Source organism: Agrobacterium sp. ICMP 6402, assembly GCF_009498615.1.
GTDB classification, from domain to species: domain Bacteria; phylum Pseudomonadota; class Alphaproteobacteria; order Rhizobiales; family Rhizobiaceae; genus Agrobacterium; species Agrobacterium burrii.
Genome location: NZ_QSNV01000015.1, coordinates 16,618 through 43,150 on the forward strand (window position 1 = coordinate 16,618; position 26,533 = coordinate 43,150).

General features: G+C 62.0%; 21 protein-coding genes. 12 read left to right on the top strand and 9 right to left on the bottom strand.

Features of this window, described 5'->3' with window-relative positions:
• Nucleotides 1-23 precede the first annotated feature (23 nt).
• The 6 genes from DXT96_RS25295 to ligD all read right to left on the bottom strand — a co-directional run bounded on the left by DXT96_RS25295 (nucleotide 24) and on the right by ligD (nucleotide 5,989).
• Nucleotides 24-986, bottom strand: a complete 963-nt coding sequence (locus DXT96_RS25295) for an ABC transporter permease (protein ID WP_153517001.1) — start codon at nucleotides 984-986, stop codon at nucleotides 24-26.
• A gap of 3 nt (nucleotides 987-989) precedes the next feature.
• Complete coding sequence (locus tag DXT96_RS25300; RefSeq protein WP_153517002.1) at nucleotides 990-2,549, bottom strand: ABC transporter substrate-binding protein; 1,560 nt, start codon at nucleotides 2,547-2,549, stop codon at nucleotides 990-992.
• 265 nt (nucleotides 2,550-2,814) lie between these two features.
• Complete coding sequence (locus DXT96_RS25305; RefSeq protein WP_153517003.1) at nucleotides 2,815-3,657, bottom strand: MurR/RpiR family transcriptional regulator; 843 nt, start codon at nucleotides 3,655-3,657, stop codon at nucleotides 2,815-2,817.
• Between the two features lie 99 nt (nucleotides 3,658-3,756).
• Entirely contained in the window at nucleotides 3,757-4,113 is a 357-nt protein-coding gene (locus DXT96_RS25310; protein WP_153517004.1) for a hypothetical protein, read from the bottom strand.
• Nucleotides 4,110-4,871 carry an SOS response-associated peptidase gene (locus DXT96_RS25315; RefSeq protein ID WP_153517005.1) on the bottom strand — a complete coding sequence of 254 codons (762 nt, stop codon included), beginning with the start codon at nucleotides 4,869-4,871 and terminating at the stop codon, nucleotides 4,110-4,112. The genes DXT96_RS25310 and DXT96_RS25315 overlap by 4 nt, the downstream gene beginning before the upstream one ends.
• 56 nt (nucleotides 4,872-4,927) lie before the next feature.
• Nucleotides 4,928-5,989 carry a non-homologous end-joining DNA ligase gene (gene ligD / locus DXT96_RS25320; protein WP_153517006.1) on the bottom strand — a complete coding sequence of 354 codons (1,062 nt, stop codon included), beginning with the start codon at nucleotides 5,987-5,989 and terminating at the stop codon, nucleotides 4,928-4,930.
• Between the two features lie 282 nt (nucleotides 5,990-6,271).
• On the opposite strand from ligD, the gene DXT96_RS25325 reads away from it, so the two are divergent.
• Genes DXT96_RS25325 through DXT96_RS25335 form a run of 3 tightly spaced genes read left to right on the top strand, consistent with a single transcriptional unit; the run spans nucleotide 6,272 to nucleotide 11,710 of the window.
• Nucleotides 6,272-7,024 (top strand): ImuA family protein, encoded by a 753-nt coding sequence (locus tag DXT96_RS25325; protein WP_153517007.1) that lies wholly within the window; start codon nucleotides 6,272-6,274, stop codon nucleotides 7,022-7,024.
• Nucleotides 6,945-8,456, top strand: a complete 1,512-nt coding sequence (locus tag DXT96_RS25330; RefSeq protein ID WP_174113222.1) for a DNA polymerase Y family protein — start codon at nucleotides 6,945-6,947, stop codon at nucleotides 8,454-8,456. Before DXT96_RS25325 ends, DXT96_RS25330 begins: the two co-directional genes overlap by 80 nt.
• Nucleotides 8,453-11,710: an error-prone DNA polymerase gene (locus DXT96_RS25335; RefSeq protein WP_153517008.1), complete on the top strand. Its 3,258-nt coding sequence runs from the start codon at nucleotides 8,453-8,455 to the stop codon at nucleotides 11,708-11,710. The genes DXT96_RS25330 and DXT96_RS25335 overlap by 4 nt, the downstream gene beginning before the upstream one ends.
• 749 nt (nucleotides 11,711-12,459) lie before the next feature.
• Here the strand turns inward: DXT96_RS25335 and DXT96_RS25340 are convergent.
• Nucleotides 12,460-13,134 (bottom strand): hypothetical protein, encoded by a 675-nt coding sequence (locus DXT96_RS25340; RefSeq protein WP_153517009.1) that lies wholly within the window; start codon nucleotides 13,132-13,134, stop codon nucleotides 12,460-12,462.
• 433 nt (nucleotides 13,135-13,567) lie between these two features.
• Here DXT96_RS25340 and DXT96_RS25345 point away from each other — a divergent pair, with 433 nt between their 5' ends.
• Both DXT96_RS25345 and DXT96_RS25350 read left to right on the top strand, forming a co-directional pair.
• Nucleotides 13,568-13,750, top strand: a complete 183-nt coding sequence (locus DXT96_RS25345; protein WP_080868266.1) for a hypothetical protein — start codon at nucleotides 13,568-13,570, stop codon at nucleotides 13,748-13,750.
• 218 nt (nucleotides 13,751-13,968) lie between these two features.
• The gene (locus DXT96_RS25350; protein ID WP_153517010.1) at nucleotides 13,969-14,892 is read left to right on the top strand and encodes a DUF3991 and toprim domain-containing protein; all 924 of its coding nucleotides are present in this window, start codon (nucleotides 13,969-13,971) and stop codon (nucleotides 14,890-14,892) included.
• Here DXT96_RS25350 and DXT96_RS25355 read toward each other — a convergent pair.
• Nucleotides 14,853-15,449: a mobile mystery protein B gene (locus tag DXT96_RS25355; RefSeq protein WP_153517011.1), complete on the bottom strand. Its 597-nt coding sequence runs from the start codon at nucleotides 15,447-15,449 to the stop codon at nucleotides 14,853-14,855. The genes DXT96_RS25350 and DXT96_RS25355 overlap by 40 nt on opposite strands.
• Complete coding sequence (locus DXT96_RS25360) at nucleotides 15,446-15,907, bottom strand: mobile mystery protein A (protein WP_153517012.1); 462 nt, start codon at nucleotides 15,905-15,907, stop codon at nucleotides 15,446-15,448. Before DXT96_RS25360 ends, DXT96_RS25355 begins: the two co-directional genes overlap by 4 nt.
• 377 nt (nucleotides 15,908-16,284) lie before the next feature.
• Here DXT96_RS25360 and DXT96_RS25365 point away from each other — a divergent pair, with 377 nt between their 5' ends.
• The 7 genes from DXT96_RS25365 (at nucleotide 16,285) to DXT96_RS25395 (ending at nucleotide 26,413) form a co-directional block, all read left to right on the top strand.
• On the top strand, nucleotides 16,285-16,887 hold the full coding sequence (locus tag DXT96_RS25365; RefSeq protein ID WP_153517013.1) for a DUF1419 domain-containing protein: 603 nt from the start codon (nucleotides 16,285-16,287) through the stop codon (nucleotides 16,885-16,887).
• 11 nt (nucleotides 16,888-16,898) lie between these two features.
• Complete coding sequence (locus DXT96_RS25370; RefSeq protein WP_045024671.1) at nucleotides 16,899-17,300, top strand: DUF3085 domain-containing protein; 402 nt, start codon at nucleotides 16,899-16,901, stop codon at nucleotides 17,298-17,300.
• A gap of 129 nt (nucleotides 17,301-17,429) precedes the next feature.
• Complete coding sequence (locus DXT96_RS25375; protein ID WP_153517014.1) at nucleotides 17,430-22,526, top strand: lactate dehydrogenase; 5,097 nt, start codon at nucleotides 17,430-17,432, stop codon at nucleotides 22,524-22,526.
• A gap of 365 nt (nucleotides 22,527-22,891) precedes the next feature.
• A complete protein-coding gene (locus tag DXT96_RS25380; protein ID WP_153517015.1) occupies nucleotides 22,892-24,631 on the top strand; it encodes a ParB N-terminal domain-containing protein in 1,740 nt (579 codons plus the stop codon).
• 95 nt (nucleotides 24,632-24,726) lie between these two features.
• The gene (locus DXT96_RS25385) at nucleotides 24,727-25,203 is read left to right on the top strand and encodes a hypothetical protein (RefSeq protein WP_153517016.1); all 477 of its coding nucleotides are present in this window, start codon (nucleotides 24,727-24,729) and stop codon (nucleotides 25,201-25,203) included.
• Nucleotides 25,200-26,087 (top strand): hypothetical protein, encoded by an 888-nt coding sequence (locus DXT96_RS25390; RefSeq protein WP_080868273.1) that lies wholly within the window; start codon nucleotides 25,200-25,202, stop codon nucleotides 26,085-26,087. The genes DXT96_RS25385 and DXT96_RS25390 overlap by 4 nt, the downstream gene beginning before the upstream one ends.
• The gene (locus DXT96_RS25395; RefSeq protein WP_080868274.1) at nucleotides 26,084-26,413 is read left to right on the top strand and encodes a hypothetical protein; all 330 of its coding nucleotides are present in this window, start codon (nucleotides 26,084-26,086) and stop codon (nucleotides 26,411-26,413) included. Before DXT96_RS25390 ends, DXT96_RS25395 begins: the two co-directional genes overlap by 4 nt.
• Nucleotides 26,414-26,533: the final 120 nt, after the last annotated feature.

Sequence of the window (26,533 nt, forward strand, 5' to 3'; positions counted from 1 at the left end):
AACTCGATCGAGCGGTGAAAACGTCATGGCTGGAGGCCCGCCACAAACAGCCGCGGATCGAGCAGCCTTACCGTGACGTCGCTGATACCATTGATTGCGACCACGGAGATGCCAATCAGCAATCCCGCACCCATCGCCATCGGTATGTCGGCCGCCAGAACGCTGTCGATCAGCCGCGTTCCGAGACCGTCAAGGTTGAACAGTACGTCGATGACGACAAGACCGCCGATCGTATGGGCAACCAGCGGCCCGAAATAGGCAATCACCGGAACGAGTGTCGGCCGCAGCGCATGTGTAAAGATAATCCGCAACCAGCTCTGGCCCTTGATCCGCCCATAGGTCGGATAGAAGTCCTGCATCGTTGCGACCACGGCATTACGGACCACGCGCGAAATCTCCGGAAGCAGCGCAAGCGCAAGCGTGCAGGAGGGAAGGATCGCGTAGCCAGGCAGGTTATTACCGGCCGCCGGCAGCCAGCGCATACCAATGGCAAATATTGTAATCAGAGTGATACCGAGCAGGAACGACGGCACTGATGACAGGACCGCGGAAACAGCGAGAAACCCTCGATCGACAACGCTGTCTCGCCGCATCCCGGCTGCAAAACCTACCATCAGGCTGAGGACAAGAGCGACGCTGACACCGATGATCGCAATGCTCATCGTCGTCTGAAAACTCTGCCACACTTCCGGCGTGACCTCGCGGCCACTGATCATGGAGCGTCCCAGCTGGCCGGTGAATACGGACCCGACCCACCGGCCATATTGCAGAATGACGGGCTGATCCAGCCCCGTCATCTGGCGCGCCTGATCCACGGTCTGCAGGGAAATCCGCTCGCCGTAACGAGCTTCCGCAACCCGAAACGCAATATCGCCCGGGGCCATCTGCACAGCGACAAACGCGAGACTCGCAACGGCAAACGCAACGCCTGCCGCAGCCAGCAGGTGACCGATAACCGCTCCGGCAATGCCGCGCATGGCAGGCATGCCTCAGCTAGCCCATTTGACGCGGTCGATCCAGAAGCTGACCTCGAGGGCATCGATTGGCACGCTGTCGAAAGCGATCCGGTCCGAAATCGAGACATTGTAGTCGTACCAGACCACCGGAATGACCGGCAGATCGGCATTGACGAGCGCACGGATCTTCTTTCGAGCCGCTACGCGCTGGTCCTCGTTGCGAGCGGCAAGATAGTCGCTGAGGGCTTGTTCCATGTCCGGATTGCGGTAATTCACACCGCTCCACACCGCGTTCGCCGCATTGCTTTCGGCATAATCCAGCACAAGAGTGGCGACGGGATCAGGCACGGCACCATAGTTTCGTCGCGTGAGGCCGAAGAGGAAGCTGCCCTTGGCGACGGCCTCCAGAACTTGTCCCTGGTTGCCGTTTTCGAGCTTGACCTCGATGCCGACGTCGGCGAGCTGCGCCTGGATCGCTTCCGCCAAAGATTTGACTTCCGGCTGCTTGCCGACAATCATCGTGAACGAGAAGCGCGTTCCGTCGCGGGTCAGGACGCCGTCCGGGCCTTTGGTCCAGCCAGCCCCGGCCAGTAGCCGCTCGGCTTCTTTCACGTCGCGTTCGTTCTGCGGCAGATCGGGATCGTACCAGTCGGGAAAGGCAGCAGAGAAGAGCTGGTTGGCGGCGGCTTTTGGATTGTCGAACAGTGCCTGTGCAATCCCTCGCCGATCGACGGCCAGGGAGATCGCCCGACGCTCGACAGGGTCATCGAAACGCACGTCCCCTGCATTGACGAATACGCCGTTGATCCGGGCCGTCTGGACCTGCTTGACCTTGACCTTTCCGCTGCCTTCGACCCGGTCGCGCAGCGCCTGCGGCAGGCCGAGAACCAGATCTACCTGGCCGGCCTCTGCCATGTTTGCAATTGTATCCGGCGAGGTGGCGCCAGTGAAATGAACTTTGGAGATATGCGCTGGCGTTCCCCAATAATCGGAGAAGGCTTCCAGATCCACCGAGGTTTTTCCCTCTATCCGGGTGATCTTGTACGGGCCGGTGCCAATGATTTGCTTGACGGTTCCGTCAGGCGCAAAAGAGGATTTTGCCAGAATAACGGCCGGGCCATCGGTGAAGAAGTCCGCCACGAGGCTGAACGGTTTCGTCAGAGAGACAACCACTGACTGACCGGCAACGCTCACGGACGAAATCGGCAGTTGCGGCACCATTTCGGTATTGTTGCGCGACTTGCGCATGACTTCGATCGCGTCGCGAACCAGTTCCGGGGTCAACGCACTACCATCATGGAAGCGCACGCCTTCGCGAATGACGAAGGTCCAGTTGAGGCCGTCGTCGCTGAGGGACCAGCTTTTGGCGAGTTCCGGAGCGAGCTTGCCGTCCGGATCGATTGTCACCAGCGTTTCGGCGACCCGCAGCCGGCGGAAATGATAACTGGTGTCAGCCAGTTCGAGGCTGGTGATCTCGCGAGGCGAAGTGATCTGAAGGACACGTTCTTCCGTCGCCCACGCGCTGCGGCCGAATACGGTCGATACGGCGCCGAGCGCCACGGACGCGGCAAGCACCGCTCTTCGGGAAATCATGAATAGGCTCCTCGGGTTAAACTCGACATGACGACCATGCCCGAACGAAGCCCCAGCCTGTCCGGCGCGTCGCTGCCCGTGGAATGGCGTCGTGTTCCGGAGCCCAGCCACTACGCAGCGTAGTAGCTGTTACCATTCATGATAATGACGATCAAGTTTAAATATCGCCAGAATTGCTCGACCCGTCGGCTTTCCAGCCATTGGCCCCATTCTTCGTCATCCCCGTTCATCATTGGCGTAGTGTTGACGACGCAGTGTCCGGCTTTCAGGTTCTGCGATTCAGTTCACTGCGAAAATCGCGAAGTCGGCGCGCCGTCTCCATGGCCTGATCCGGGCCAAGCTGGGTAAGAGACAGGACAAGGGTCTCAAGCGCGAGCAGGATCGTTCCATAGAACGTCATATTGCCGACCTCGGTTCGTGGCACTTCCAGAACGGCCTGAGCACCAACCGCGAGGCGACCGGTCGGGTTGTCGGTAATGACGACGAGTATTCCACCGATACGCTGAAGCTCCTCCTTGATGAGGAGGCTTTCCTTGTGCACCTTCCCGTAGGCGAGGAGGACTACCGCATCGCCTGGCTGCAGGCCGAGCAGTGCGTCGGCGAAGGCGTGGCCGGTACCCTCCATCACGAAATTCGCACGGCCTATTCGGCCAAGATGCGTTGCGGTCTGCTGCGCCAGACGGGAAAGCGGCCCGCCGCCATGGAGGCCGATCCGGCTGGCATCGTTCAGGAGGTGCGCCGCAGACTGAAACTGCTCTGGCAATGCCGGTCGCGACAGTCTCTCCAGTGTCCTGGCATAGGCCTCGACCACCATCTGGAGCGGAGGCCGGCTTCCATCCTGTGTCAACTCACTCACGGTCACGCCCACCTTTTCTACCGGCGTACGGGCACCCTCGTCGAGTTTCTCCGCGATCACGGTCTTAAGGTGAGGCAGTCCATCAAAGCCCAGCGTCTGGATCGACCGGATAACGGTTGCATCGGAAGCGTCGATTTTCGCAGCAAGCTCGAGTGCGGAACTGACAAGCACGGCGTTGGGGTGTCGTTCGATGTAATCGAGAAGCCGGCTAGCCGCGGCACTGAGATTTTGTCTCTGCTGCACTTCAAGCATATGATTCCACTATCCGTTCTGAGGTTCCCTCGAGAGGCTGAGCGCCATAACTAGCCCGAACGGGCAACGAATTCCAGCAGCAGGAATGTTTCGCATCCCTCACGATGCCGTTCGCCGGAGGACAGCGTCACAAGACACCGCGGACTTGCCCAGCTTGTCGATCATTGCGAGGGATGCCTCGATGGGCCGAAATCTGTTCTTCAAGTCGAACGGCAACTTTGTGCGCTCGCTGATAAAATGCCCCTCGACCATGCCATATCGGTCTATGTGGGTTTTCAGATTGAGCGGTGCTTCGTATTTTGTTGCCGCGATTGCGCGTGTAACGGCTTCCCAGTCGATCCGCCCATCGAAGGGCAGAAGATGATCATCGGTTGCGCCAAAATTGTCGTTGATATGCGTCGTGATAAGACGATCTCCGTACTGTTCCACCACGGAGCATGATCCTGGCGCGATCATTTCCCAATGGGCTCTCCGGATTTGGACACGATCGTGGATCCGTACGGTTCGCGCGACAAAATGATCAACGCATCATCTGGCAAAGGTCGTGCCAGTTCTTTGGCTTCGTCCCATGGCGCCTGCATCCATACCTTGGTCTCCTCTTCTGTCAGCAGAAGAACAGGCATTGCCTTCTCATGGATCGGCTTCACGAGATTGTTGGGATCTGTGGTCAAAAACCCATAGAGGTCGTCGGTCGTCGGCCCATCCTTCACCTTGCGGACGCTCTGCCATTGCGGGACATGGATGCCGGCGAAGAACATCAGCGACTTTTCCTCGTCCCGTGCAAACCAGGCGTTCGGCACGTTCCCCCCGGATTGCTGGCTGGCGGGATCGGGTTCGGCGAAGCTGGTGACCGGGACGAGGCATCGGTGCTCAACACCAAACCATCGTTTCCAGTGTGGGAAGGTGAGCTTGCGGACGTTGGTCGTGCCGCGGTCCGCCTCCATGCGGATGAGCTCTTCAAGATCGGCGGGCTTCCCTTTGGCTTTCAGTTTTTCGGCCTTGGCTTTGGCGGCCTTTTCCAAGGTGAACCGCGGCGAGGGAAGACCCCAACGCGCATGTGCCAATTGTCTCCTTCCATCAGCGGTGTTGCGGACAATCGGTCCCATCTGATCGGGGTTCATTTGATAGGCTGGCATGAGGTTGATGAGGCTCTCGGCGTCCTGAGCCCATTTTGAAACCCAGTCCTTGTCCTCCATCCGATAGAGATTACACATGCGACCCCCTCCGCTTCGACCAAATACGGCTACTCTAGCGCATGTCGCTTGTTTCGCTAGTCGAGCTGGTAAACGTCGGCATTGTCTTGCCGTTCCCGCAGGCCCTTGTACGACGGATGACGGAGTTTCCCGTCCGATGTCCAGGCGCGAAACTCGATCTCGGCGATCAGGGTAGGCTGGGCCCAGACAATGTCGGCAGTTCCGGAATGGGGCAGGGGCGGCTGCTTTCGCTTCCATCGCAGCGTGTCCAGCATCTTCCGCAACCGGATGATCTCGGCTCCCTTGAAGCCCGTGCCGACGCTTCCGACGTGGACGAGATCGCCATCGCGGTAGGCGGCAAGCGCTAACGAGCCGAAGCCGGCAGGGGATGCCGTCGACCTCTCATAGCCGACGATGAAGAACGCTTCGCTCTGTACGCATTTGACTTTCACCCAATCCCCGGTCCTGCCCGAACGATAGGGCTGATCGAGGCGCTTGCCGACGATGCCTTCCAGGCCGAGGCGGCAGACATGCTCAAGCAGGACAGCTGGCTCGGCATCGAGTGTTTCTGATATCCGAATGGCGCTGGCTTCATTCGTTGGGCCGTTTATCGTGTCCTCGAGAAGGTGTCGGCGCGAACGGTATTCAACACCGCGCAGATCGTGCCCATCCAGATAAACAAGATCGAAAGCGTAAAGAACGGCGTGGGAGGCGCGCCTGCCAGCTTGTTTGCCGGATGCACCCATCGATTGCTGCAGCAGCCCGAAATCCGGCCGCCCCTCATCGTCGAGCACGACCGCTTCCCCATCGATGATCATCGTCGCCGGCCCCAGCGCTCGGGCGGCCTGCTCTATGGCCGGAAACCGATGGGTCCAGTCGTGGCCGCCGCGGGTGAGGATCCGGATCCGCTGGGGCTCGATATGGACCGCAAGGCGATAGCCATCCCATTTCAGCTCCCAACTCCATTCGTTTCCGGTGGGAGGTTTAGCCTTCAATAGGGCCAGCGCCGGCTCGACGCGATCAGGTTTGGGATCGAAGAGGAGCTGTGGTTGAGCTGGATTACGCTTCCTGCGCGGCTTTGAGCGGATCGGCGGCTCGGTGTCGCGAAGGAGGGGTTTTGATCTCGGAGGCCTCGTCATCCGGCCAGTTCATCAGAAAAACCTTAATAATACTGTGACGATCCCTATATTGTCCCCGCTATTCACCGATCAGGACATAAGACTGTAGAAGCGAGCGAAATTTCTTGGTCGCAGCTATTCACCTGATTCTCATGAAGAATCTCGAACTTCTAATGTTCGGAACAATACTCGTACGTTTTTGCCGCCTTGACTCCTTTCCCAGATGGGAACAAAAATAGAACATAGACATTTGCACGACATGAAGTCGCCCTGCCAACACGACCTTGAAGGGAGCCGTGAACAATGACTGCTGCCCGCGAAAGGGTAATCTGCGATCTGCGGGAGCGTATTGCATCGCTCGAAACCAGCACGGCGAAAAAAGCCGGTTGGTTGCCATTTGGCGTGCCGGAGATGGATGCGGTTCTGCCTGGCGGCGGCCTTGCTCATGGCGCGCTTCACGAGTTTGCCGGTGGTGGATCGGGCACCGTCGATGGTGCGGCCGCTGCTCTTTTTGCAGCCGGCATAGCGGCACGGACGAAGGGGCCGATCGTGTGGTGTCTGACGCGACCAGATCTGTTTTTCCCCGCGCTTGTGCAGGTCGGACTGCATCACGACCGGATAATCTTCGTCGAGTCCGACAAGGAGGAAGACGTGCTCGCCAATATGGAGGAGGGGCTGTCCTTTGGTGGGCTCGGCGCCGTCGTCGGTGAACTCGTTCGCCTGCCGATGGTCAGCTCGCGCCGGCTGCAGCTGGCGGCCGAGCGCACGGGGACAATGGCATTGGCTGTGCGTCGTTGGAGGCGGCAGACAGAGGCCAATGATTTCGGGCAGCCGACGGCGTCAACCACGCGGTGGCGGGTGAGCGTGATGCCGTCGGAGGATTTGCCAGTGCCGGGTGTCGGAAGAGCCCAATGGTTGCTGGAATTGATGCGCGTGAAAGCGGGTGAATGTGCTGAGTTTCTCGTGAGGGCGTGCGATGACAAGGGTTGTCTCGATCTATCTTCCGGATCTGCCGACGGATCGCATTCGTCGCGCCGATCCATCCATTCCGCCTGAACAGGCGATCGCGGTGATCGCCAGGAGCGGCTCGAAACGCTGGGTATCGGCGGCCGACGCAGCCGCCAGACAAGCCGGCGTTCATGTCGGCATGCCGGCTGCGAAAGCACAGGCGCTGTTTCGCGGCCTGATGCTGGTCGATGCGGATCCTGCTATGGATGCCGCAGCACTCGAACGCATCACCCTCTGGGCGCTGACGCTTTATTCCCCGATCGTCGCGGTCGATGGGATCGACGGCATCGTCATGGACACAGAGGGTGCCGATCACTTGCAGGGCGGAGAGCTGCCGATGGTGACGAAGATCGCCAATCAGTTCCTGGCAAGGAAACTCACTCCCCGGGTCGCGATCGCCGACACCTGGGGTGCAGCACACGCCTGCGCCCGTGCCATCAGCCGCGAAACGGTCATAGTGCCGACCCGTGAGACCGTTCGCGCCGTCGAGAAGCTGCCGATATCGTTGCTGCGCCTTCCCGGGAAAGTCGTCAGCGATCTGCGCACGCTTGGCTTCCAGACCGTCGGCGAATTGGCCAACACGCCGCGCGCGCCGCTGACGCTACGCTTCGGTCCGGAGATCGGCCGGCGGCTCGACCAGATGTTCGGCCGGGTTCCCGAACCAATCGATCCGATCCGCACCGCCGAGCTCATCGAGGTAAGCCGCGCCTTCGCCGAACCGATCGGTGCTGCCGAAACCATCAACAAATATGTCGGCCGGCTGGTCGTGCAACTGATCGGGGAGCTGCAAAGGCGCGGCCTTGGTGTCCGGCGCGCCGACCTGATTGTCGAGAAGGTCGATGGCACACGGCAGGCAATCCGCGCCGGAACGGTGAAGCCGGTGCGCGATGTGGCCTGGCTGACGAAGCTGTTTCGCGACCGGACGGAAAAGATCGAACCCGGCTTCGGGATCGAGAAGCTCATCCTGGTCGCGGTGATGGCTGAGCCCCTGGAGGAGCGCCAGAAATCCTCCCCGCTGGTCGAGGAGGAAGTGAAGGACGTGACGCCGCTGATCGATATTTACGGCAACCGCGGCCAGCGTGTGTATCGGGTGGCACCCGTTGCCTCCGACGTGCCCGAGCGCTCCGTCCAGCGCATCAGTCCTGCTGCCGATCCGGTCGAGGTCACCTGGTTCAGTCATTGGCGCCGGCCGGTCCGGCTGCTGGCCCGTCCCGAGCTGATCGAGGCGATCGCCTTGCTGCCGGACCGGCCGCCGGTCTCGATTACCTGGCGCGGCAAGCGGCGGAAGGTCAAGCGGGCCGACGGGCCTGAGCGGATTTTCGGCGAGTGGTGGCAGCGTGACGCCGAGATGGAGGCGGTGCGGGACTATTTCGTCATCGAAGACGAGGCCGGCGAGCGACTTTGGGTGTTTCGCTCCGGTGATGGCATCGATCCTGAAACCGGAAGTCACCGCTGGTTCGTGCACGGGATCTTCGCATGAGCTATGCCGAGCTGCAGGTCACGACCCATTTTTCCTTCCTGCGCGGTGCAAGCTCGGCGCAGGAACTGTTCGAAACCGCCAAGGCTCTTGGCATCGAAGCCCTCGGCGTTGTCGACCGCAATTCGCTTGCCGGAATCGTCCGGGCGCTGGAAGCATCGCGCGCCACGGGATTACGCCTCGTTGTCGGTTGCCGGCTCGATCTGGCCGACGGCATGTCGGTGCTGGTCTACCCGACCGACCGGGCTGCCTATTCCCGGCTGACCCGCCTGATCACGCTTGGCAAGTCGCGCGGCGGCAAGAACAACTGTATCCTGCACTGGGACGACGTCGTCGCATACAATGACGGCATGATTGGCATTCTTGTGCCGGACCTGCCGGATGACACCTGCGGGATCCAGCTGCGCAAGATGGCCGAGGTGTTTGGTGATCGCGCCTATGTGTCGCTTTGTCTGCGGCGTCGGCAGAACGACCAGCTGCGCCTGCATGAGATTTCCAATCTTGCGGCGCGGTACAAGGTGCGGACGGTCGTCACCAATGATGTCCTCTTCCATGAGCCAGGCCGTCGGCAGTTGCAGGACATCGTTACCTGCATTCGCACCCGCACCACGATTGACGAGGTGGGCTTCGAGCGTGAGCGCCACGCCGACCGCTATCTGAAGCCGCCGGAAGAAATGGAGCGGTTGTTTCCGCGATACCGGCAAGCTCTCGCGCGAACGATGGAGATCGTCCGTCGCTGCACGTTCTCTCTCGAGGAACTCACCTACCAATATCCGGAGGAGGCGATCGTACCGGGCAAGGATGCCCAGGCTTCGCTGGAGCACTATGTCTGGCAATGCGTGCCCGACCGCTATCCGGAGGGACTACCGCCCGACGTGTTGAAGGTCGTGCGGCACGAGCTCGATCTCATCCGTACCATGAAATACGCCCCGTATTTTCTGACCGTCTTTTCGATCGTGCGTTATGCCCGGTCTCAAGGCATTCTCTGCCAGGGGAGGGGCTCCGCCGCCAACAGTGCCGTCTGCTACATCCTCGGCATTACCAGCATCGATCCCTCGACCAACGACCTTCTGTTCGAGCGTTTTGTATCCCAGGAGCGCGCCGAGCCGCCGGACATTGATGTCGATTTCGAGCACGAGCGGCGCGAGGAGGTGATCCAGTGGATCTATCGAACCTATACCAGAGAAAAGGCAGCGCTCTGCGCCACCGTGACGCGCTACCGGGCGCGCGGCGCGATCCGCGATGTCGGCAAGGCGCTCGGCCTGCCGGAGGACGTGATCAAGGCGCTGTCATCCGGCATGTGGTCCTGGTCGGAAGAGGTCTGCGATCGCAATGTCCGCGAGCTCAATCTCAATCCAGACGACCGGCGTCTTGTGCTGACTTTGAAGCTCGCACAGCAACTGATGGGCGCCCCGCGCCATCTCGGCCAACACCCCGGCGGTTTTGTCCTCACTCATGATCGGCTCGACGATCTCGTGCCGATCGAACCGGCGACGATGAAGGACCGCCAGATCATCGAGTGGGACAAGGACGACGTCGAAGCCCTCAAATTCATGAAGGTGGACATCCTGGCGCTTGGAATGCTGACCTGCATGGCCAAGGCCTTCGATCTGATCCGCGAGCACAAGGACCGCGATCTTGATCTCTCGAAAATCGAGCAGGAGGATTCTGCGACCTATGCGATGATCCGCAAGGCCGATACGCTCGGCACGTTCCAGATAGAAAGCCGCGCGCAGATGGCGATGCTGCCGCGGTTGAAACCCCGGACCTTCTACGACCTTGTGGTACAAGTCGCAATTGTTCGGCCCGGTCCGATCCAGGGGGACATGGTGCATCCCTATCTGCGCCGGCGCGAAGGCAAGGAGGCAGTCGAATATCCGACGCCGGAGCTGAAAGCGGTGCTCGGCAAGACGCTCGGCGTGCCGCTGTTTCAAGAGTCGGCGATGCGGGTGGCGATGGTGTGCGCCGGCTTTACCGGTGGCGAAGCCGACCAGCTGCGCAAGTCAATGGCGACTTTCAAGTTCACCGGCGGCGTCTCGCAGTTCAAGGACAAACTCGTGTCCGGCATGGTGAGGAACGGCTACGCGCCGGAATTCGCCGAAAAGACCTTTTCCCAGCTCGAAGGCTTTGGCTCCTATGGTTTCCCGGAGAGCCATGCGGCTTCGTTCGCGCTGATCGCCTATGCCTCGAGCTACATCAAATGCCATTATCCGGAAGCCTTTTGCGCGGCGCTCATCAATTCGCAGCCGATGGGTTTTTACGCGCCGGCGCAGATTGTCGGCGACGCGAGAGCCCACGGCGTCGAGGTGCGGCCGGTTTGCATCAATAGATCCCGGTGGGACTGCACGCTTGAACGCATCGGCAATACCGATCGGCACGCGGTGCGCCTCGGTTTCCGGCGAGTGAAGGGGTTGGCCATCGCGGATGCGGCCCGGATCGTTGCCGCCCGGATGAATAGCGATTTCCAATCTGTCGACGACATGTGGCGCCGGTCCGGTGTTCCGACCGAAGCGCTCGTCCAGCTCGCCAAGGCCGATGCCTACCGGCCGTCCCTGAAGCTTGAACGGCGTGATGCGCTCTGGGCCATCAGGGCGCTGCGCAATGAACCTCTGCCCTTGTTTGCTGCCGCGGCCGAGCGCGAGATGGCGACGATTGCCGAACAGCAGGAGCCGGAGGTCGTGCTGCGCCATATGACCGACGGGCATAACGTCATCGAGGACTATAGCCATACCGGATTGACGCTGCGGCAGCATCCGATCGCCTTTCTGCGGAAAGATCTCGCGACACGCAACATCATTACCTGTGAGGAGGCAATGAGCAGCCGTGACGGCCGTTCGGTTTTTACCGCCGGCCTCGTTCTCGTTCGCCAGAAACCGGGATCTGCCAAAGGGGTGATGTTCATCACTATCGAGGACGAGACTGGCCCTGCCAATATCGTCGTCTGGCCATCGCTGTTCGAGAAACGCAGGCGTGTTGTGCTTGGATCAAGTATGATGGCGATCAATGGTCGGATCCAGCGCGAAGGCGAGGTGGTGCATCTCGTCGCGCAGCAGCTGTTCGATTTGTCGGGCGATCTATCCGCACTGGCGGACCGTGATGCTGAGTTCAAGCTACCGGCGGGCAAAGGCGATGAGTTCGCCCATGGCGGCGGGCCGGATCGGCGCGACAAGCCGAAGCCGCTCGCTCGCCCGCGGGACATGTTCACCCAAGACATTCATATTGACACGCTGAAGGTGAAGGCGCGGAATTTTCACTAAGCCCCCTCAAGCCGAAATGCTGAGCGGCGAGGAATCCTCCGGGGCGAACCAACGAAAAGCGCCCGGACGGCAATGTCGGGATCTCGCTCCTTAAGCTTGCCCCTCGCCCCCAAGAAAGAGATGTTTCGGTCCGCCTACCCCCTTGAGTTCTTCCCAATGGGCTTCTTTCGTCGCAAGCGCGGCCGATCCGCGGGTGGCATACGCCCCCGATCCCGAGCAGGCCCGCATCGGGGTGGCGGGGACGGGCTGCCTGACAACCCGGCTTGAAGGGAGAGGCGTACGGCTCACGTCATCGAACGTGAACTGTTCAAGCAATTCGAACAGCGCCGCTGCTTCCCGCGCGAGGCTGTGGCTGGCGGCTGTCTGTTCCTCGACCACAGGAACACATGGCGGATCGCCCATACGATCGAGCCTGTCCGCGAATGGATTTTTCCGGCAGAAAAACGCTTAGGGTGGCCGTGCTGCGCGAGGGCAAGTGGGCCGGCCACAGCGGCATCGCAAAAAAAAGGGCCATCGGAAAACCGAGGCCCATTAAGGTGTGAAGGTCAAAACCTCCAGAGGGGAACAGCTGGTGCGATGGAAACTGGGAGGAGACCATCGTGTACATCAGCTGCAGGCTTAATGACTAAATTTTGTGCGATGGGCAAACAAATTTTGTGCAGTGCAGCCATGCAAGAACAGAGAGGATGGCGTCTCACTTCCGATTTAAGCTGTGGCTTCCGGTCGATACTCAATGCGGCGGGGATTGATCAATCCCGGCTTGGTGCGATGAGCGTGTAGACGCGACGCGCCAATCGCAGATGGCGGCTGCTTTCATCCGCCAGCAGGACCGAGATCATCCGATTGCCGAGGAAGAACAGGACGACCGCGATCACGACCGCCGCGGGCCAGAGCTGATGCTCGACAGGGACCAAGCTGCCATGAGGATCGAGGATTTCCATCCCTTTGCGATATCCGGAATATACGGCAAGAACCAATCCGAACCTGATGGGCATGAAGACGAGGAGTTCGATCAGGCGCAGGATCGAGACTTTTGAGAGGGGCGCCGGTTCGGACTGCCTGTTTGTCAACGCCGCAGCCCGCAGGCCCGGTCGTTGTTCGTCCCTCACAAGTGCCCTCCATTGTCCGCTGCGCAGCGTCGCCCAGGCATTCAGCGATCGCTTTGCGTCGCGCAACAGCACGTGTCCAGGCTCGGCCCGCATCGTTATGGCGGTGCGGATGACGCTCAGCGTGGCAAGGATGATGCTGAGCCAGATCGCAACCTGGTACAGGACGGTCACGTCGCTCAGCGAGAAATTTGCCCACATCCAGTGAACCAGCCAAAGCGCTGCGATCACGACAAAAGTCCGCAGCGGAAAGATGAGAAGCTCCACTCGACGCAATTGCGACGCGGATGGTTCTGGGAACGTTGTTGTTGCTGACATTCTCAATGGCCTCCGGACGATAGAGGTAGAATCTACACTATGTTTTTAGCAGCACAAGATTTGCATGGTCCAAAGGTTTCACAGACGCTTCAGTCTCACTCCAGCATCCTGGTTCTAATGGCGCAAAGGCATGCGGTCACGTGTCGCTGCGAGCCGAAGCGGTTACTTCCCAAGTGCTCGAGGCGAGCCGCAGGTGACGGCAGCGAATGGATGGGCGTCTGTTACGATACCGCACCAACGCCGAAGCAGACCAATCCCGCTCTCATGCAATGGCTTCCTGGTCCATCCCTGGATCTTCCACGATCAACCCTCAAGGGGTCCGCTAGCAAGCTGCGGCCGCTTGGGCGATGCCCTTCGCGGTGATCGCGACCAGGGTTGGACACTGACGGAGCCATCGAGCGGGATTGGCCCGCTCCGAAGATGGAGCCTTCAGATGAAGCAAGATCTTTCCCTCGCCCAGAACCACGCATTCCAGCTCGCCCGCACCCTGATGGTCCCGGTCACGCTCTTCCGGTCGGGCGACGAATTCGGCGTCATGCCGAGCGCCGATCTGGAAGACGACGAGGTCGAGACCCTCGCCGAATACGATCCTTTCGAGCACGGGCCGGCTCATTGAGCCGGCTTCTCCTTCCGGAGATGCCGCTTGCGAGCCGCAGGCGGCAAGGGAAGCTGCGCCGCTGCTGGCACCCCGGCGGCGGCGCAAGGTGCAGATTGTCATCTTGCCAGCCGCGCCCTTGCCTCCTTTGCTCTTCGCGGCGTCCGGAGCAGGCCCCGCAAGGTGTGGGGAAAAGAAACAGAAGGAAAGGCGGGCGCAAGGGTGCGTCGGGAAGAAAAATGGAAAAGAACGAACTGGAAGAACTGCGGGACCGCGTGCAATGCGCCGCGGTGCTGGAGCAGGCAGGGTTTGCCATCGACCTGAAGGAAAGCACACGCAGGGCGGTCAAATACCGCGGCGGCGGCGGCATCATCATCGTAATCCACGAGGGAAGGGGATGGTTCGATCCGTTGTCCGACGCCAAGGGTGACGTGTTCAGCCTTGTCGAGCATCTCGATGGAGTGTCCTTCGTCGAGGCTCTGGATCGGGTAGCCGCACTGGTCGGCTTCGTTCCGACGGAGCCGGTCTGGACCCGCGTTACACGCGAGACAGAGCCGGTGGCCGCCATTCCCGAACGATGGACGAAGCGCCGCAAGCCGTGGCCGGGTTCGATGACCTGGCGTTATCTCCGCGATGAGCGCCATCTTCCAGTAGCGATCATCCGCGCAGCGATCCGGCATGATCTCGTGCGCGAGGGTCCGCGCGGCAGTATGTGGGCTTGCCACCGTGACAGCGAGGGCGCCGTCACCGGCTGGGAGGAACGCGGGCCGGAATGGCGCGGCTTTTCGACGGGAGGCGCGAAGGTGTTGTTCAGGTTCGGCGCGATCCATGCGCCGCGCCTTTGCGTGACGGAAGCTGCGATCGACGCCATGAGCCTTGCCGCGCTGGAGAGCAATCGGCGCGATAGCCTCTATGTCAGTACCGGGGGCGGCTGGGCTCCTGCCACCGATGCGGCGATCCGTCTGTTGGCCGCGCGGAAGGGTATATCGGTGGTCGCCGCCACTGACAATAACGCGCAGGGCGATATCTACGCTGATCGGTTGGACGCAATTGCCCGGGACGCCGACTGCGGCTTTGAGCGCCTTCGTCCCCACCACGAGGACTGGAACGAGGACCTTTGCGCTCAGCTGCGCGCGAATTCGAGGAGAGGCGCGATGTCGTGATTATCCGCGGCCTGCAGTGCCGCGACGTACCGCGTGCGCAGATCTCCCACGTCGCCCAGGCTTCCGCTACCCCAGCTGAAGGGCTCGGCGCCCAGTTTTTCCACGAGCAGATCGGCGGCAAGCCGAGCGTGACGTCCATTGCCGTTCGGAAACGGATGGATGGCGACCAGGCGATGGTGGAAACGTATTGCGATCTCGTCGGCTGCGAAGGTCTCATGCTCGACCCAATACCGCACGTCATCCAGCAAAGCCGCAAGTTCGACCGGGATCCGGTAAGCCTGGATGCCGATATTGCGCTCCGTCGTTCGGAAGCTGCCTGCCCATTGCCAGACCTCGCCGAACATGCGTCGGTGCAATGTACGCATGAAGTTTTCGGTCAGCATCCTGTCGACCGGCATACGGCGTCGTCCGCGAGCCCAGGCTGCGCCCGCGACGATGTTTTCCTGTTCTGCCTCGTTGAGATCCTGCCTGTGGGTGATCCAGCTTTGAAGCAGGCCCTCGCGCTCCTGCGGCTCGAGCGGTGTTGCATCCTCTGGTTCCTGGAAAAGGTCGGTCATTTTTCTGACCAGAGATCGCGCTCGGAAAGCTGGTCGCGAATATAGGTCTGGACGCGGGCCTCGAGATCGCCATCGTCCGTTCCCTGTGCCTCCAGACGCATCGTATGCGCGACCCGCTGGAGTTCGCGCATTGCGATCTTGCGCGCTCGCTCATCGACGGTGGCCTCGAGCGACGTATTCGGGACCAATGCGTAGACCAGCGTGCAGTCGAGCGCCTCTGCCGCACGCCGCAACGTACTGAGCTGGATCGTTCCGGACGCCTCTGACTTCTCGATCGCTTCGACGGTCTGCGGCCGAATTCCCATCCGCGAGCCGAGCTGCGACCCCGTCATGCCGAGCGCATCGCGCAACGCCCGGACCCATCCTTTCGGAGGTGCCCTGAAGCCTTCCGCCGGCTGCAGTCCGCGAAGACGCTCGTCAAGCCTCTTGCGTGCTCGTTTCCTTGCATCGTCCTTCATCGTTTATCTTTCCTCCGCCGCTCGTCATCAGACAACAGGCTGATTGTTGCGCTCAACGTATCAGGTTGTGACCTGATTATCAATTCCATTTGATCAGTCCAAAGTATGATCGTACAAGCGATCAAACCAGACTGTAAGCTGATTTCATCTCAATGAAATAGCAGGGAGGAGAAGGAAAGAGGGGAAGGGGAAGGGGAAGGCCGGTTGCCGCATGCCCGCCAGCCGCGTCAAGGGTAAAGCTTCGCCCGCTGCGCGGCCCTTGACCCGTCCGGACGGAGAGGCGGCGCCAAGGAGGGGTCAGGAAGGGCTGAAGAAGATGGCGACATCGCGAGGATGAGCCGCGTGTCTTTCCCGACGAGGCTGAAAGGAGCCCGCCCATGACTGTCTCTCCGATCCGAAAAGTCTTTGAAGGCATTGCCGATCGCCGGCAGATGTTCCGCATGTTCGACCGCCACGCGCAACGCCCGAACCGTTGGGAGGGTGACGACAGCGCGCTCTATCGAGGCGAATGGTTCGAAGTCGCCCAGGCGCAACACGATTACATGTTCGAGATCCTGCCACCGCTGTTCATGCGGGGCGACATGTTCGCCATGCGCGAGTTCCTTACCGACAGCATCACCAGCATCTTTTTCACGCTGAAGATCGATGACCGGATGCGGTATTTCCATGCCTATTGCGACCTCGCTGACAAGGGCTCGCCCGAGCGGATGCGCGATGCGATCATCGAGCGCGAAACCCGGCCCGTTCGGGCAATGACGCGCGAGGAACGCCTGGACCACATCTGGTCGAGCACCCATGATGACTATCGCGGCTATGCCGGCGAGCGCTGGCCGGAACACGACCACGGCAAGCGGACCGTGCTGTTCTACGGCGGACGCCAGGGCACCGTCCTGAAGCTGCTCGACGACCTCACGGATGCGCAGATCGCATCGAAGCTGCCGGTGCATCTGCGCTACCTCCCTGACGCGATCGCGGCGTAAGGGAGGCGGCGATGTTCACCTTTTCCGTGACGGACATCCACGTCGTCATGATGCGCGGACGCCTCGACGCGCACCTCAATGGCGGCTTCCGCAATCCCCACTACGGCATGTTTCCGGGCCGCGATGAGAAGCCCGGTCTTTGGCTGGTCGGCGACGAGAGCGTGTACCTCATGTCCAACGGCAAGCTCGCAGAGGGGCAACGTCCGTTTGTCGTCTATGCCGAAGAGTGCGATCCGAAGTCGAACCCCGACTACTGGCACTACAAGCGCCAGCATTTCGGCGGCGATGACGGGATCGAGTTTCTCGACGGTGCCATGCTCGTGAAGCTAATCGCTGCCAGCCCCGCCTGCACGCATCTGAGGATCGCCTTCCACGGGGATTCGATGCAACTCACCGTGATCGCGCGAGACTAGCGATCCGCAGACGCTCGCCGTCCCGCGGCCGTCCAGCCCACCCAGTTCTCTTCATCCCCGCACGTCGTCAGCCGACTGGAACCTTCCAGGGGGGTGGCGACGCGCGCCTTCACCCAAGGAGATTCCAGCATGTCACATGACGATCCCTTCACCATCGATCTTTTCGGCAACACCGCGCTTTCGTCGGGCCTTGGCCTTGGCGTGACGGCCTTCGCCAGCGACTTCGATCCCGACGACGATCCCGATCCTACCACTCCAGCGCCGGCCTTGCCGATCGCCGCGGTCGTGCGGCCGTCGTCTCCGGCGGACCGTGCCCGTGGCCTGAACTTCCATCTCGCCGATGACCGCGGGCTTGCCCGCCGCTGGAAGGACCGTGCGCGCGACAATATTGCCGCGATCCGGCTCGCTGCCAGGATCGAGGCGGACGAACGTCCTGCGACGCGCGAGGAACAGGAGATGCTGATCCGCTTCACCGGCTTCGGCGCGTCCGATCTTGCCAACGGCGTCTTCCGCCGTCCGGGCGAGCTCGAATTCCGCAAGGGCTGGGACGACATCGGTTCCGATCTGGAGGATGCGGTCGGCGAGACCGACTATGCCTCGCTTGCCCGCTGCATCCAGTATGCCCATTTCACCCCGGAGTTCATCGTCCGGGCGATCTGGTCTGGCCTGCAGCGTCTCGGATGGCGCGGCGGCCGGGTGCTGGAGCCGGGGATCGGCACGGGCCTGTTTCCGGCGCTGATGCCGGAAGCGCTTCGTGATCTTTCGTACGTCACCGGCGTCGAGCTCGATCCCGTAACGGCGCGCATCGTCCGGCTGTTGCAGCCGCGGGCGCGGATCCTCACCGGAGATTTTGCGCGCATGGAGTTGCCGGCGAGCTTTGACCTTGCCATCGGCAACCCGCCTTTCTCGGACCGGACCGTCCGTTCCGACCGCGCCTATCGCTCGCTCGGGCTGCGATTGCACGACTATTTCATTGCCCGGTCGATCGACCTGTTGAAGCCCGGGGCTTTCGCAGCCTTTGTCACCAGCTCCGGCACGATGGACAAGGCGGATTCCTCGGCGCGCGAGCATATTGCCAGGACGGCGGACCTGATTGCCGCCATCCGCCTGCCGGAAGGCAGCTTCCGGGCCGACGCGGGAACCGACGTCGTCGTGGACATCCTCTTCTTCCGCAAACGCAAGGTCGCCGAGCCCGAGGGCGATCTTTCCTGGCTCGACACGGACGAAATCCGGCCCGCCGCGCAGGATGAGGGCGCCTTCCGGGTGAACCGATGGTTCGCGCAGCATCCGGAATTTGTGCTCGGCACCCACGCGTTGACCGTCGGTCCTTTCGGTGAGACCTATACATGCCTTGCCCCCGATGGTGAGGATCTCGACGCCGCACTGTCGGCCGCCGTCCATCTCTTTCCGGAAGGCCGCTATGACGGCGAGCCCACCGAGATCGATCTCGATCTGGAGGACGCCACCGACGATAGTCCTGGCGATCTTCCGTCCGGCCAGCATGTCCGCGAAGGCAGCTTCTTCTTCGACAACGCCCGAGGCCTCATGCAGGTCACCGACGGCGAGCCCGTTGCTGTGAAAGTCCGCAAGGGCCGCAGCGCCGACGGTATCCCGGAAAAGCATGTCCGCATCATCAGGAAGCTGATCCCGGTCCGTGATGCGGTGCGTGAGGTGCTGAAGGCCCAGGAGCTGGACCGGCCCTGGAAGGATTTGCAGATCAAGCTGCGCATTGCCTGGTCAAGCTTCGTGCGCGACTTCGGCCCGATCAACCACACCACGGTCTCGATCACCGAGGACCCGGAGACCGGTGAGACACGGGAGAGCCATCGGCGGCCTAACCTCCAGCCGTTCGCAGACGATCCCGATTGCTGGCTGGTCGCCTCGATCGAGGACTACGACCTCGAAAACGATACGGCGAGACCCGGACCGATCTTCACGGACCGTGTCATCTCGCCGCCCGCGCCACCGGTGATCACCAGTGCGGCGGATGCGCTCGCCGTGGTGCTCAACGAACGAGGGCACGTCGATCTTGATCATATCGCGGAACTTCTGCACCGTGATCCCGAAGACGTCGTCACTGAGCTTGGCAGCGCGATCTTCCGCGACCCCGCCGACGGCTCCTGGCAGATGGCCGACGCCTATCTGTCCGGTCATGTCCGCGAGAAGCTCAAGGTCGCGGAAGCTGCGGCAGGGCTCGATCCCGCCTATGAGCCCAACGTCTCGGCGCTCACAGCCGTCCAGCCGGTCGATCTTCGACCTTCGGACATCACCGCGCGCCTCGGCGCTCCGTGGATACCGGCTGGAGACGTCGTCGCCTTTGTCAAGGAGATGATGGGAACCGATATCCGGATCCATCACATGCCCGAACTGGCGTCATGGACCGTCGACGCCCGCCAGCTTTCCTACCTCGCCGCCGGAACATCCGAATGGGGAACGGACCGCCGCCATGCCGGCGAACTGCTGTCCGATGCCCTGAACAGCCGGGTGCCGCAGATCTTCGATACGATCAGGGACGGCGACAGCGAAAAGCGGGTTCTCAACGTCGTCGATACCGAAGCGGCCAAGGAAAAGCTTCACAAGATCAAGCAGGCCTTCCAGCGCTGGATATGGTCCGATCCCGATCGCACCGACCGGCTGGCTCGGGTCTATAATGACCGGTTCAATAACATCGCCCCGCGAAAGTTCAACGGCGATCATCTCAAGCTTCCGGGCGCCTCGGGCGCCTTTACTCTTTATGGGCATCAGATGCGCGGTATCTGGCGCATCATCGCGGCAGGCTCAACCTATCTCGCCCATGCCGTCGGCGCCGGCAAGACGATGACCATGGCGGCCGCCATAATGGAACAGCGCCGGCTCGGTCTGATCGCCAAGGCGATGCAGGTCGTTCCCGGGCATTGCCTGGCGCAGGCCGCGCGGGAGTTTCTGGCGCTCTATCCAAATGCGCGCATTCTCGTGGCGGACGAGACCAATTTCACCAAGGACAAGCGGGCGCGGTTCCTGTCGCGGGCAGCGACCGCCACATGGGACGCGATCATCATCACGCATTCGGCGTTCCGGTTCATTGGCGTGCCGTCGGCCTTCGAGCAGCAGATGATCCATGACGAACTGGATCTATATGAAACCCTACTCACCAAGGTCGAGAGCGACGACCGGGTCTCGCGCAAGCGGCTCGAGCGGCTGAAAGAGGGCCTGCAGGAGCGGCTGGAGGCGCTCTCAACCCGCAAGGATGACCTGCTCACCATCGCCGAGATCGGCGTCGATCAGATCATCGTCGACGAGGCGCAGGAGTTCAGAAAGCTCAGCTTTGCAACCAATATGTCGACGTTGAAGGGCGTCGATCCGAACGGCTCGCAGCGGGCCTGGGATCTCTATGTGAAATCCCGTTTCATCGAGACGATCAATCCCGGCCGGGCGCTTGTCCTCGCTTCGGGCACGCCGATCACAAATACGCTCGGCGAAATGTTCTCTGTCCAGCGGTTGATGGGCCACCCGGCGCTGATGGAGCGCGGCCTGCACGAGTTCGACGCCTGGGCGTCGACCTTCGGCGACACCACCACCGAGCTGGAGCTTCAGCCTTCCGGCAAGTACAAGCCGGTCTCCCGCTTCGCGAGCTTCGTCAACGTGCCAGAACTGATCGCGATGTTCCGCAGCTTCGCGGATGTTGTGATGCCGGCGGACTTGCGAGAATATGTAAAGGTGCCGGCGGTCTCGACCGGCAGGCGCCAGATCGTCACGTCGAAGCCAACACAGGCGTTCAAGCACTACCAGGTGGTACTGGCCGAGCGCATCAAGGCGATCGAGGAGCGCGACCGGCCGCCCGAACCCGGCGACGACATCCTGCTTTCCGTCATCACCGATGGCCGGCATGCGGCGATCGACCTGCGCCTCGTGGATGCCGACAATGACAATGAGGCGGACAACAAGCTCAACAGTCTCATCTCGAATGCCTTCAATATCTGGAAGGCGACCGAGGGCAGCACCTATCTCCGCCATGACGGCAAGCCGTTCGAGCTGCCCGGCGCCGCACAGATGATCTTTTCCGACCTTGGCACCATCAGCGTCGAAAAGACGAGGGGCTTTTCCGCCTATCGCTGGATTCGTGACGAACTGATCCGCTTAGGCGTGCCGGCATCGGAGATCGCCTTCATGCAGGACTTCAAGAAATCGGAGGCGAAGCAGCGGCTGTTTGGCGACGTCCGTGCGGGAAAGGTCCGGTTCCTGATCGGCTCGTCGGAGACGATGGGAACCGGGGTCAACGCCCAACTCCGCCTGAAAGCGCTGCATCACCTCGACGTCCCCTGGCTTCCGTCCCAGATCGAGCAGCGCGAGGGCCGCATCGTGCGTCAGGGCAACCAGCATGACGAGGTCGATATCTTCGCCTATGCCACCGAGGGCTCGCTCGACGCGACCATGTGGCAGAACAACGAGCGCAAGGCGCGCTTCATCGCCGCCGCGCTCTCCGGTGACACCTCGATCCGGCGGCTCGAAGATCTCGGCGAGGGGCAGGCCAACCAGTTCGCAATGGCCAAGGCCATCGCATCGGGCGACCAGCGGCTGATGCAGAAGGCGGGGCTTGAAGCCGATATCGCCCGGCTGGAGCGACTGCGTGCCGCCCATATCGACGACCAGCATGCGGTTCGCCGGCAGATCCGCGATGCCGAACGCGATATCGAGTCTGCCACGCGGCGGATCGCGGAGATCGGGCAGGATATCGAGCGCCTGGTTCCGACAGCTGGCGACGCCTTCTCGATGACCGTCACGGGCAAGGTCCATGCCGAGCGCAAGGAGGCCGGTCGTGCCTTGATGAAAGAGATCCTGACCCAGGTGCAACTCCAGAGGCAAGGCGAGGCGGTCATCGCCTCGATCGGCGGCTTCGACCTGGAATATGGTGGGGAACGCTTCGGCCGCGACAATTATCGCTACACCACCATGCTGATGCGCACCGGCGCGGATTTCGAGATCGATCTGCCCGTGACGGTGACGCCGCTCGGGGCCGTCTCCCGCCTTGAGCACGCACTTGACGATTTCGAGGGTGAACGCGAGCGCAATCGCCAGCGCCTTGCCGATGCACGCCGCAGACTCGCATCATACCAGTCGCGCGGCGAAGGCGGCGACTTCGCCTTCGCCGGTGAACTGGCTGAAAAGCGTCGGCAGCTTGCCGAGGTCGAAGAGGCGCTGGCGAAGGACATCGAAGGTGCTGGTGACGTCGCGGCGATCGCCGCGTGATCGAACTTGCATGCCGGTCGCGCTTTTTTGGCGCGGCCGGCTCTATTTGTGTCGTCCATCAAGGATGGTTCACCTGAATGGGGCGGTGGGAGAGAAAAGAAAAAAGAAAAAGAAAAAGAAAAAGAAAAGAATTGCTCTCGCAGATCGGGCGGGCCGCTGGCGCTGGCGCTCAACCGCGCCGCTCGCGATCCCGGCCCCGCGTCCTGCGCAGGGCTTACGAGCCCCGCTTGGCCGGCAGGGCAGGAATGCTCGGCCGCAGTTGCACCGGCCCGTCCGCTCCGCGGGCCGGGGGGTGTCTTCGGGAAGAAGACGAGAAAGGGACCCGCGAGTGGCGGTGTCCGGCAACCCCCGTAAGGAGCATTTCCATGGAACTGAAATTTGTCGATCCGCGCTCGCTGAAGGACAATCCCGACAAGGCGCGCCGTTCGAAGTCCACCCCGCAGGCCGATGCGCTACTGCTGGCGACGATCAAGGCCGTCGGAATCGTGCAGCCGCCAATCGTCGCCCCGGAAAGAGACGGCGGCAACGGCTTCGTCATCGATGAGGGGCACCGCCGCAGGAACCAGGCGATCGCTGCCGGGCTTGAGGAGATTGCGGTGCTTGTCGTCGAGCGCGCCGAGGATGGTGGTGCCATGCGATCGCTGGCCACCGCCCTAACGCACGAGCACCTCAATCCCGTCGATCTATGGCGTGCCATCGAGCGCCTGGTCGCACTCGGCTGGACCGAGGAGGCAATCGGCATTGCACTCGCCCAGTCGGTCCGCCAGATCAGAAGACTGCGTCTTCTCGCCAATGTGCTGCCGGCGATGCTCGACCACATGGCCAAGGGTGACATGCCTAACGAGAGCCAGCTACGCACCATCGCTTCCGCCTCGCTCGATGACCAGAAGGAGGTCTGGAAGAAGCACAAGCCCTCGAAGGCCGACCCGCAAGTCTCCTGGTGGAGCGTGGCGCAGGGGCTGCAGAAGACGCGCATGTATGCCCGTGATGCGAGTTTCGGCGACGAACTCGCGCACGCCTACGGCATTGCCTGGGTCGAGGATCTGTTCGCGCCGGCCGATCAGGACAGCCGTTACACCACCGATGTCGAGGCGTTCCTTGGCGCGCAGCAGGAGTGGATGACGCAGAACCTGCCCAAGAAGGGGGTCATCACCGAGACCAACAATTGGGGCCAGCCGGAACTGCCGAAGAAGGCGGAACGCGTCTATGGCAAGCCGGGCAAGTCCGACCACACGGCGCTCTATCTCGATCGCGAGGGCAAGGTGCAGACGGCACATTTCCGCATGCCGGAGGCGAAGAAGCCGAAGAAGGGCGAGCAGCCGGCGGGCGAGGGTGACGATGCTGCGATCGTCGTGAAGGCCCGTCCCGATGTCACCCGCACGGGCATCGAGATGATCGGTGATCTGCGCACCGATGCTCTGCATGAAGCGCTGTCGCGGGCGCCGATCGAGGACGACACCCTGATGGCGCTGCTGGTCCTGGCATTCGCGGGGCAGAACGTGACGGTGGCGTCCGGCACGCGCGACATCTCCTATTATGGGGCGGCCGGCCTTGGCGAACACGCCGCCCGCCTGTTCGATCAGGAAGGCAAGCTCGACTTCGACATGGGCACGCTTCGGGTCGCCGTGCGCTCGCTCCTGATCGACGTGCTGTCGTGCAGGGAAAACCGTTCGGACAGCGGCGTCGTGTCCCGTGTGGCGGGCGTGGTGATCGGCGCGGACAGCTACCTGCCGAACATGGGCACGGAAGACTTCCTCTCGTGCCTGTCTCGTCCGGCGCTGGAAGCGTCATGCGCGGACACGCCGGTCCTTCCCCGGCAAAAGGTCAAGGACACGCGCGCGGCGCTTGTCGAGCACTTCAAGGACGGCCGTTTGGTCCATCCGTCGGCGCTGTTCGCTCCAGGCACCGACAAGCTCGCCGCGTGGCTGAAGAAGAACGAGGCCGCCGAGCGGTCCGAGGATGACGGCACGCCGGTGGATCTGGACGAGCTCGATGGTGATGCGGTCGTCGAGCCGCTGCATGATTTCGCAGATGAGGATCCGGCCCCGCAGGACGAGCACCTCACCGACGAGCAGCGCGAAGCCTACAAGGTAGCCGCCGAGTAGAGCGGCTTCCTCTCACCTTCTCCGAACAATCACCCCGCCGCCGGCATGTCACCGGCGGCGGTTCTTTTTCCACCATCAACACCATGGAGAAAACCATGTCCGCTCAACTGATCTATGACCTCGTCCCGCTGGGTTCCACCGTGATTTATTCAGACGGCACCCCACGCCCGCCCGAGAGGCATCGCAAGAAGCTGGCCGCTTGGGAGAGTCGCAATTCCGGCGGTCGCCTGATCCGAAAACAGGCGGAAGCCCGCGTCGGCAATACGACGATCCCCGCCTCCATCACCGTGCACGAGGGCGATTATGGCAGTCAGGGCACAATCGTTCTGCGTGTCTACCGGACGTTTTCGGTGAACAGCGACCTCAAGTTCGCCGTCAAGGCGCGACCCGCTATCGGCGCGGTTCTCGTTCTCGACCGCGCCGGCGATGATGGCGAGCTTGTCCATCTTGCCGATAACCGCCCGGCAGCGGAGGAATGGCTCACCCGCCACGGCTATCCGAACGCCGTTCTGCACGAGGTCACGGCCGACGAGGTCGCGGCCGATGCTGTCGAGGGGAGGGCCGCAGCATGAGCGCACCCGCCTCCAACGTCCACAATCACGAAACCTCCGAAATTCCGGGGGTTTTCTTTGGCCGTAGCGCCGACGGCATGACCGTGGCGCTCGTCGGCGAACATGCCTTCGCAATGGCTCCCGCCCGAGACGACAGGTTCTATCTCGTGACCGGATGGCGTATCCGTCGCCCGATCCACGAATGGAGGCGCGACGATTTCTACGGCCATGACGGTGAGCTTGCCGATGAGGCGGCATTCCGCGCCGCCGTCCTTGAACGGGCCGAGCATCAACGGGAGAAGCGGGCGCTCGGCCGGCGCGAGGCGCGCGTGTCGGCCAGCACGCCGTGGGGGCCGTCGCAGGGCGCGACCCTCCATGCCGAGGATGTCGTGTTCCATTCCACGGCCGGCCATGGCGGGTTTCGTATTTCGGCGGCTCGCAACGCGAAGGTCCATCCGATGCTGCGTGTCACGGGGGGATGGTACGAGGAAGATGAAGCGTGGGCGATTGTCGCGATCACTTTTCCCCACCTCTTCACCGCCTTTGAGCAGCGCTGCGCGGAACGCACCATCAAGGATAGCTGGCCGGATGCCTGGGAAAAGATCTTCGGGACGGTGCTTCAGCCGGGTGAATCCACCACGAAGGACCAACGCGCTTTCGAGCGCGAGCATGCCGATGACTGGATCGTCATCTCGGCGATCACGTCGCAGCACGCGGAAGGTTTCGTGGAAGTCGTTGCGACGCGGGGCGGAAAGCGGGAGCCGGCGGCCGAAGAACGCCGTTTCCTCGTCCCGTCAGCAGAATATCAGGTAGGCCGTTTCGGCTTTGTCATCAATGAGAAACGCCATCGGGTCTACGGCGAACCATCAGACTTTATCGGCTGGCAGCGGAGGCAGGCGTCATGAACCGCTCTTCCGAACGTCAAGCGCAACTACTGCGCATGGAAGAGGCGCGCCGGCAGACACAGCGCCAGCTCGACTTGATCGACCGGCAGATCTGGCGCCGCATGACGGCGCTGATCCCACACTTGCAACCGCGCCGGACGGGATACCAGCGCGGCAAGAGCCCTGATCCTGGCGCTTTCCTCGAACGCTATCGTTCGAACCTCGCCGCCATCACGGCCGAACGGCAGCCGGAGATCGACGCGCTGTCGCGCAAACTCGCCCGTCAGGATCGCGCGATCGCCGGATTTCGCGAGCGGCCGACGACCGAATCCCTCCAGGCCGCCTGATCGACAGTCAGGCACGTGGTCGACCGGGAGGCGACCGGCATTGCGGTGATGATGCGGTCTCCGCAGCGACGAGCGTACTTATGGGCTGTCGTGAATCGGGCCGACGGAGGTGCGGGACCG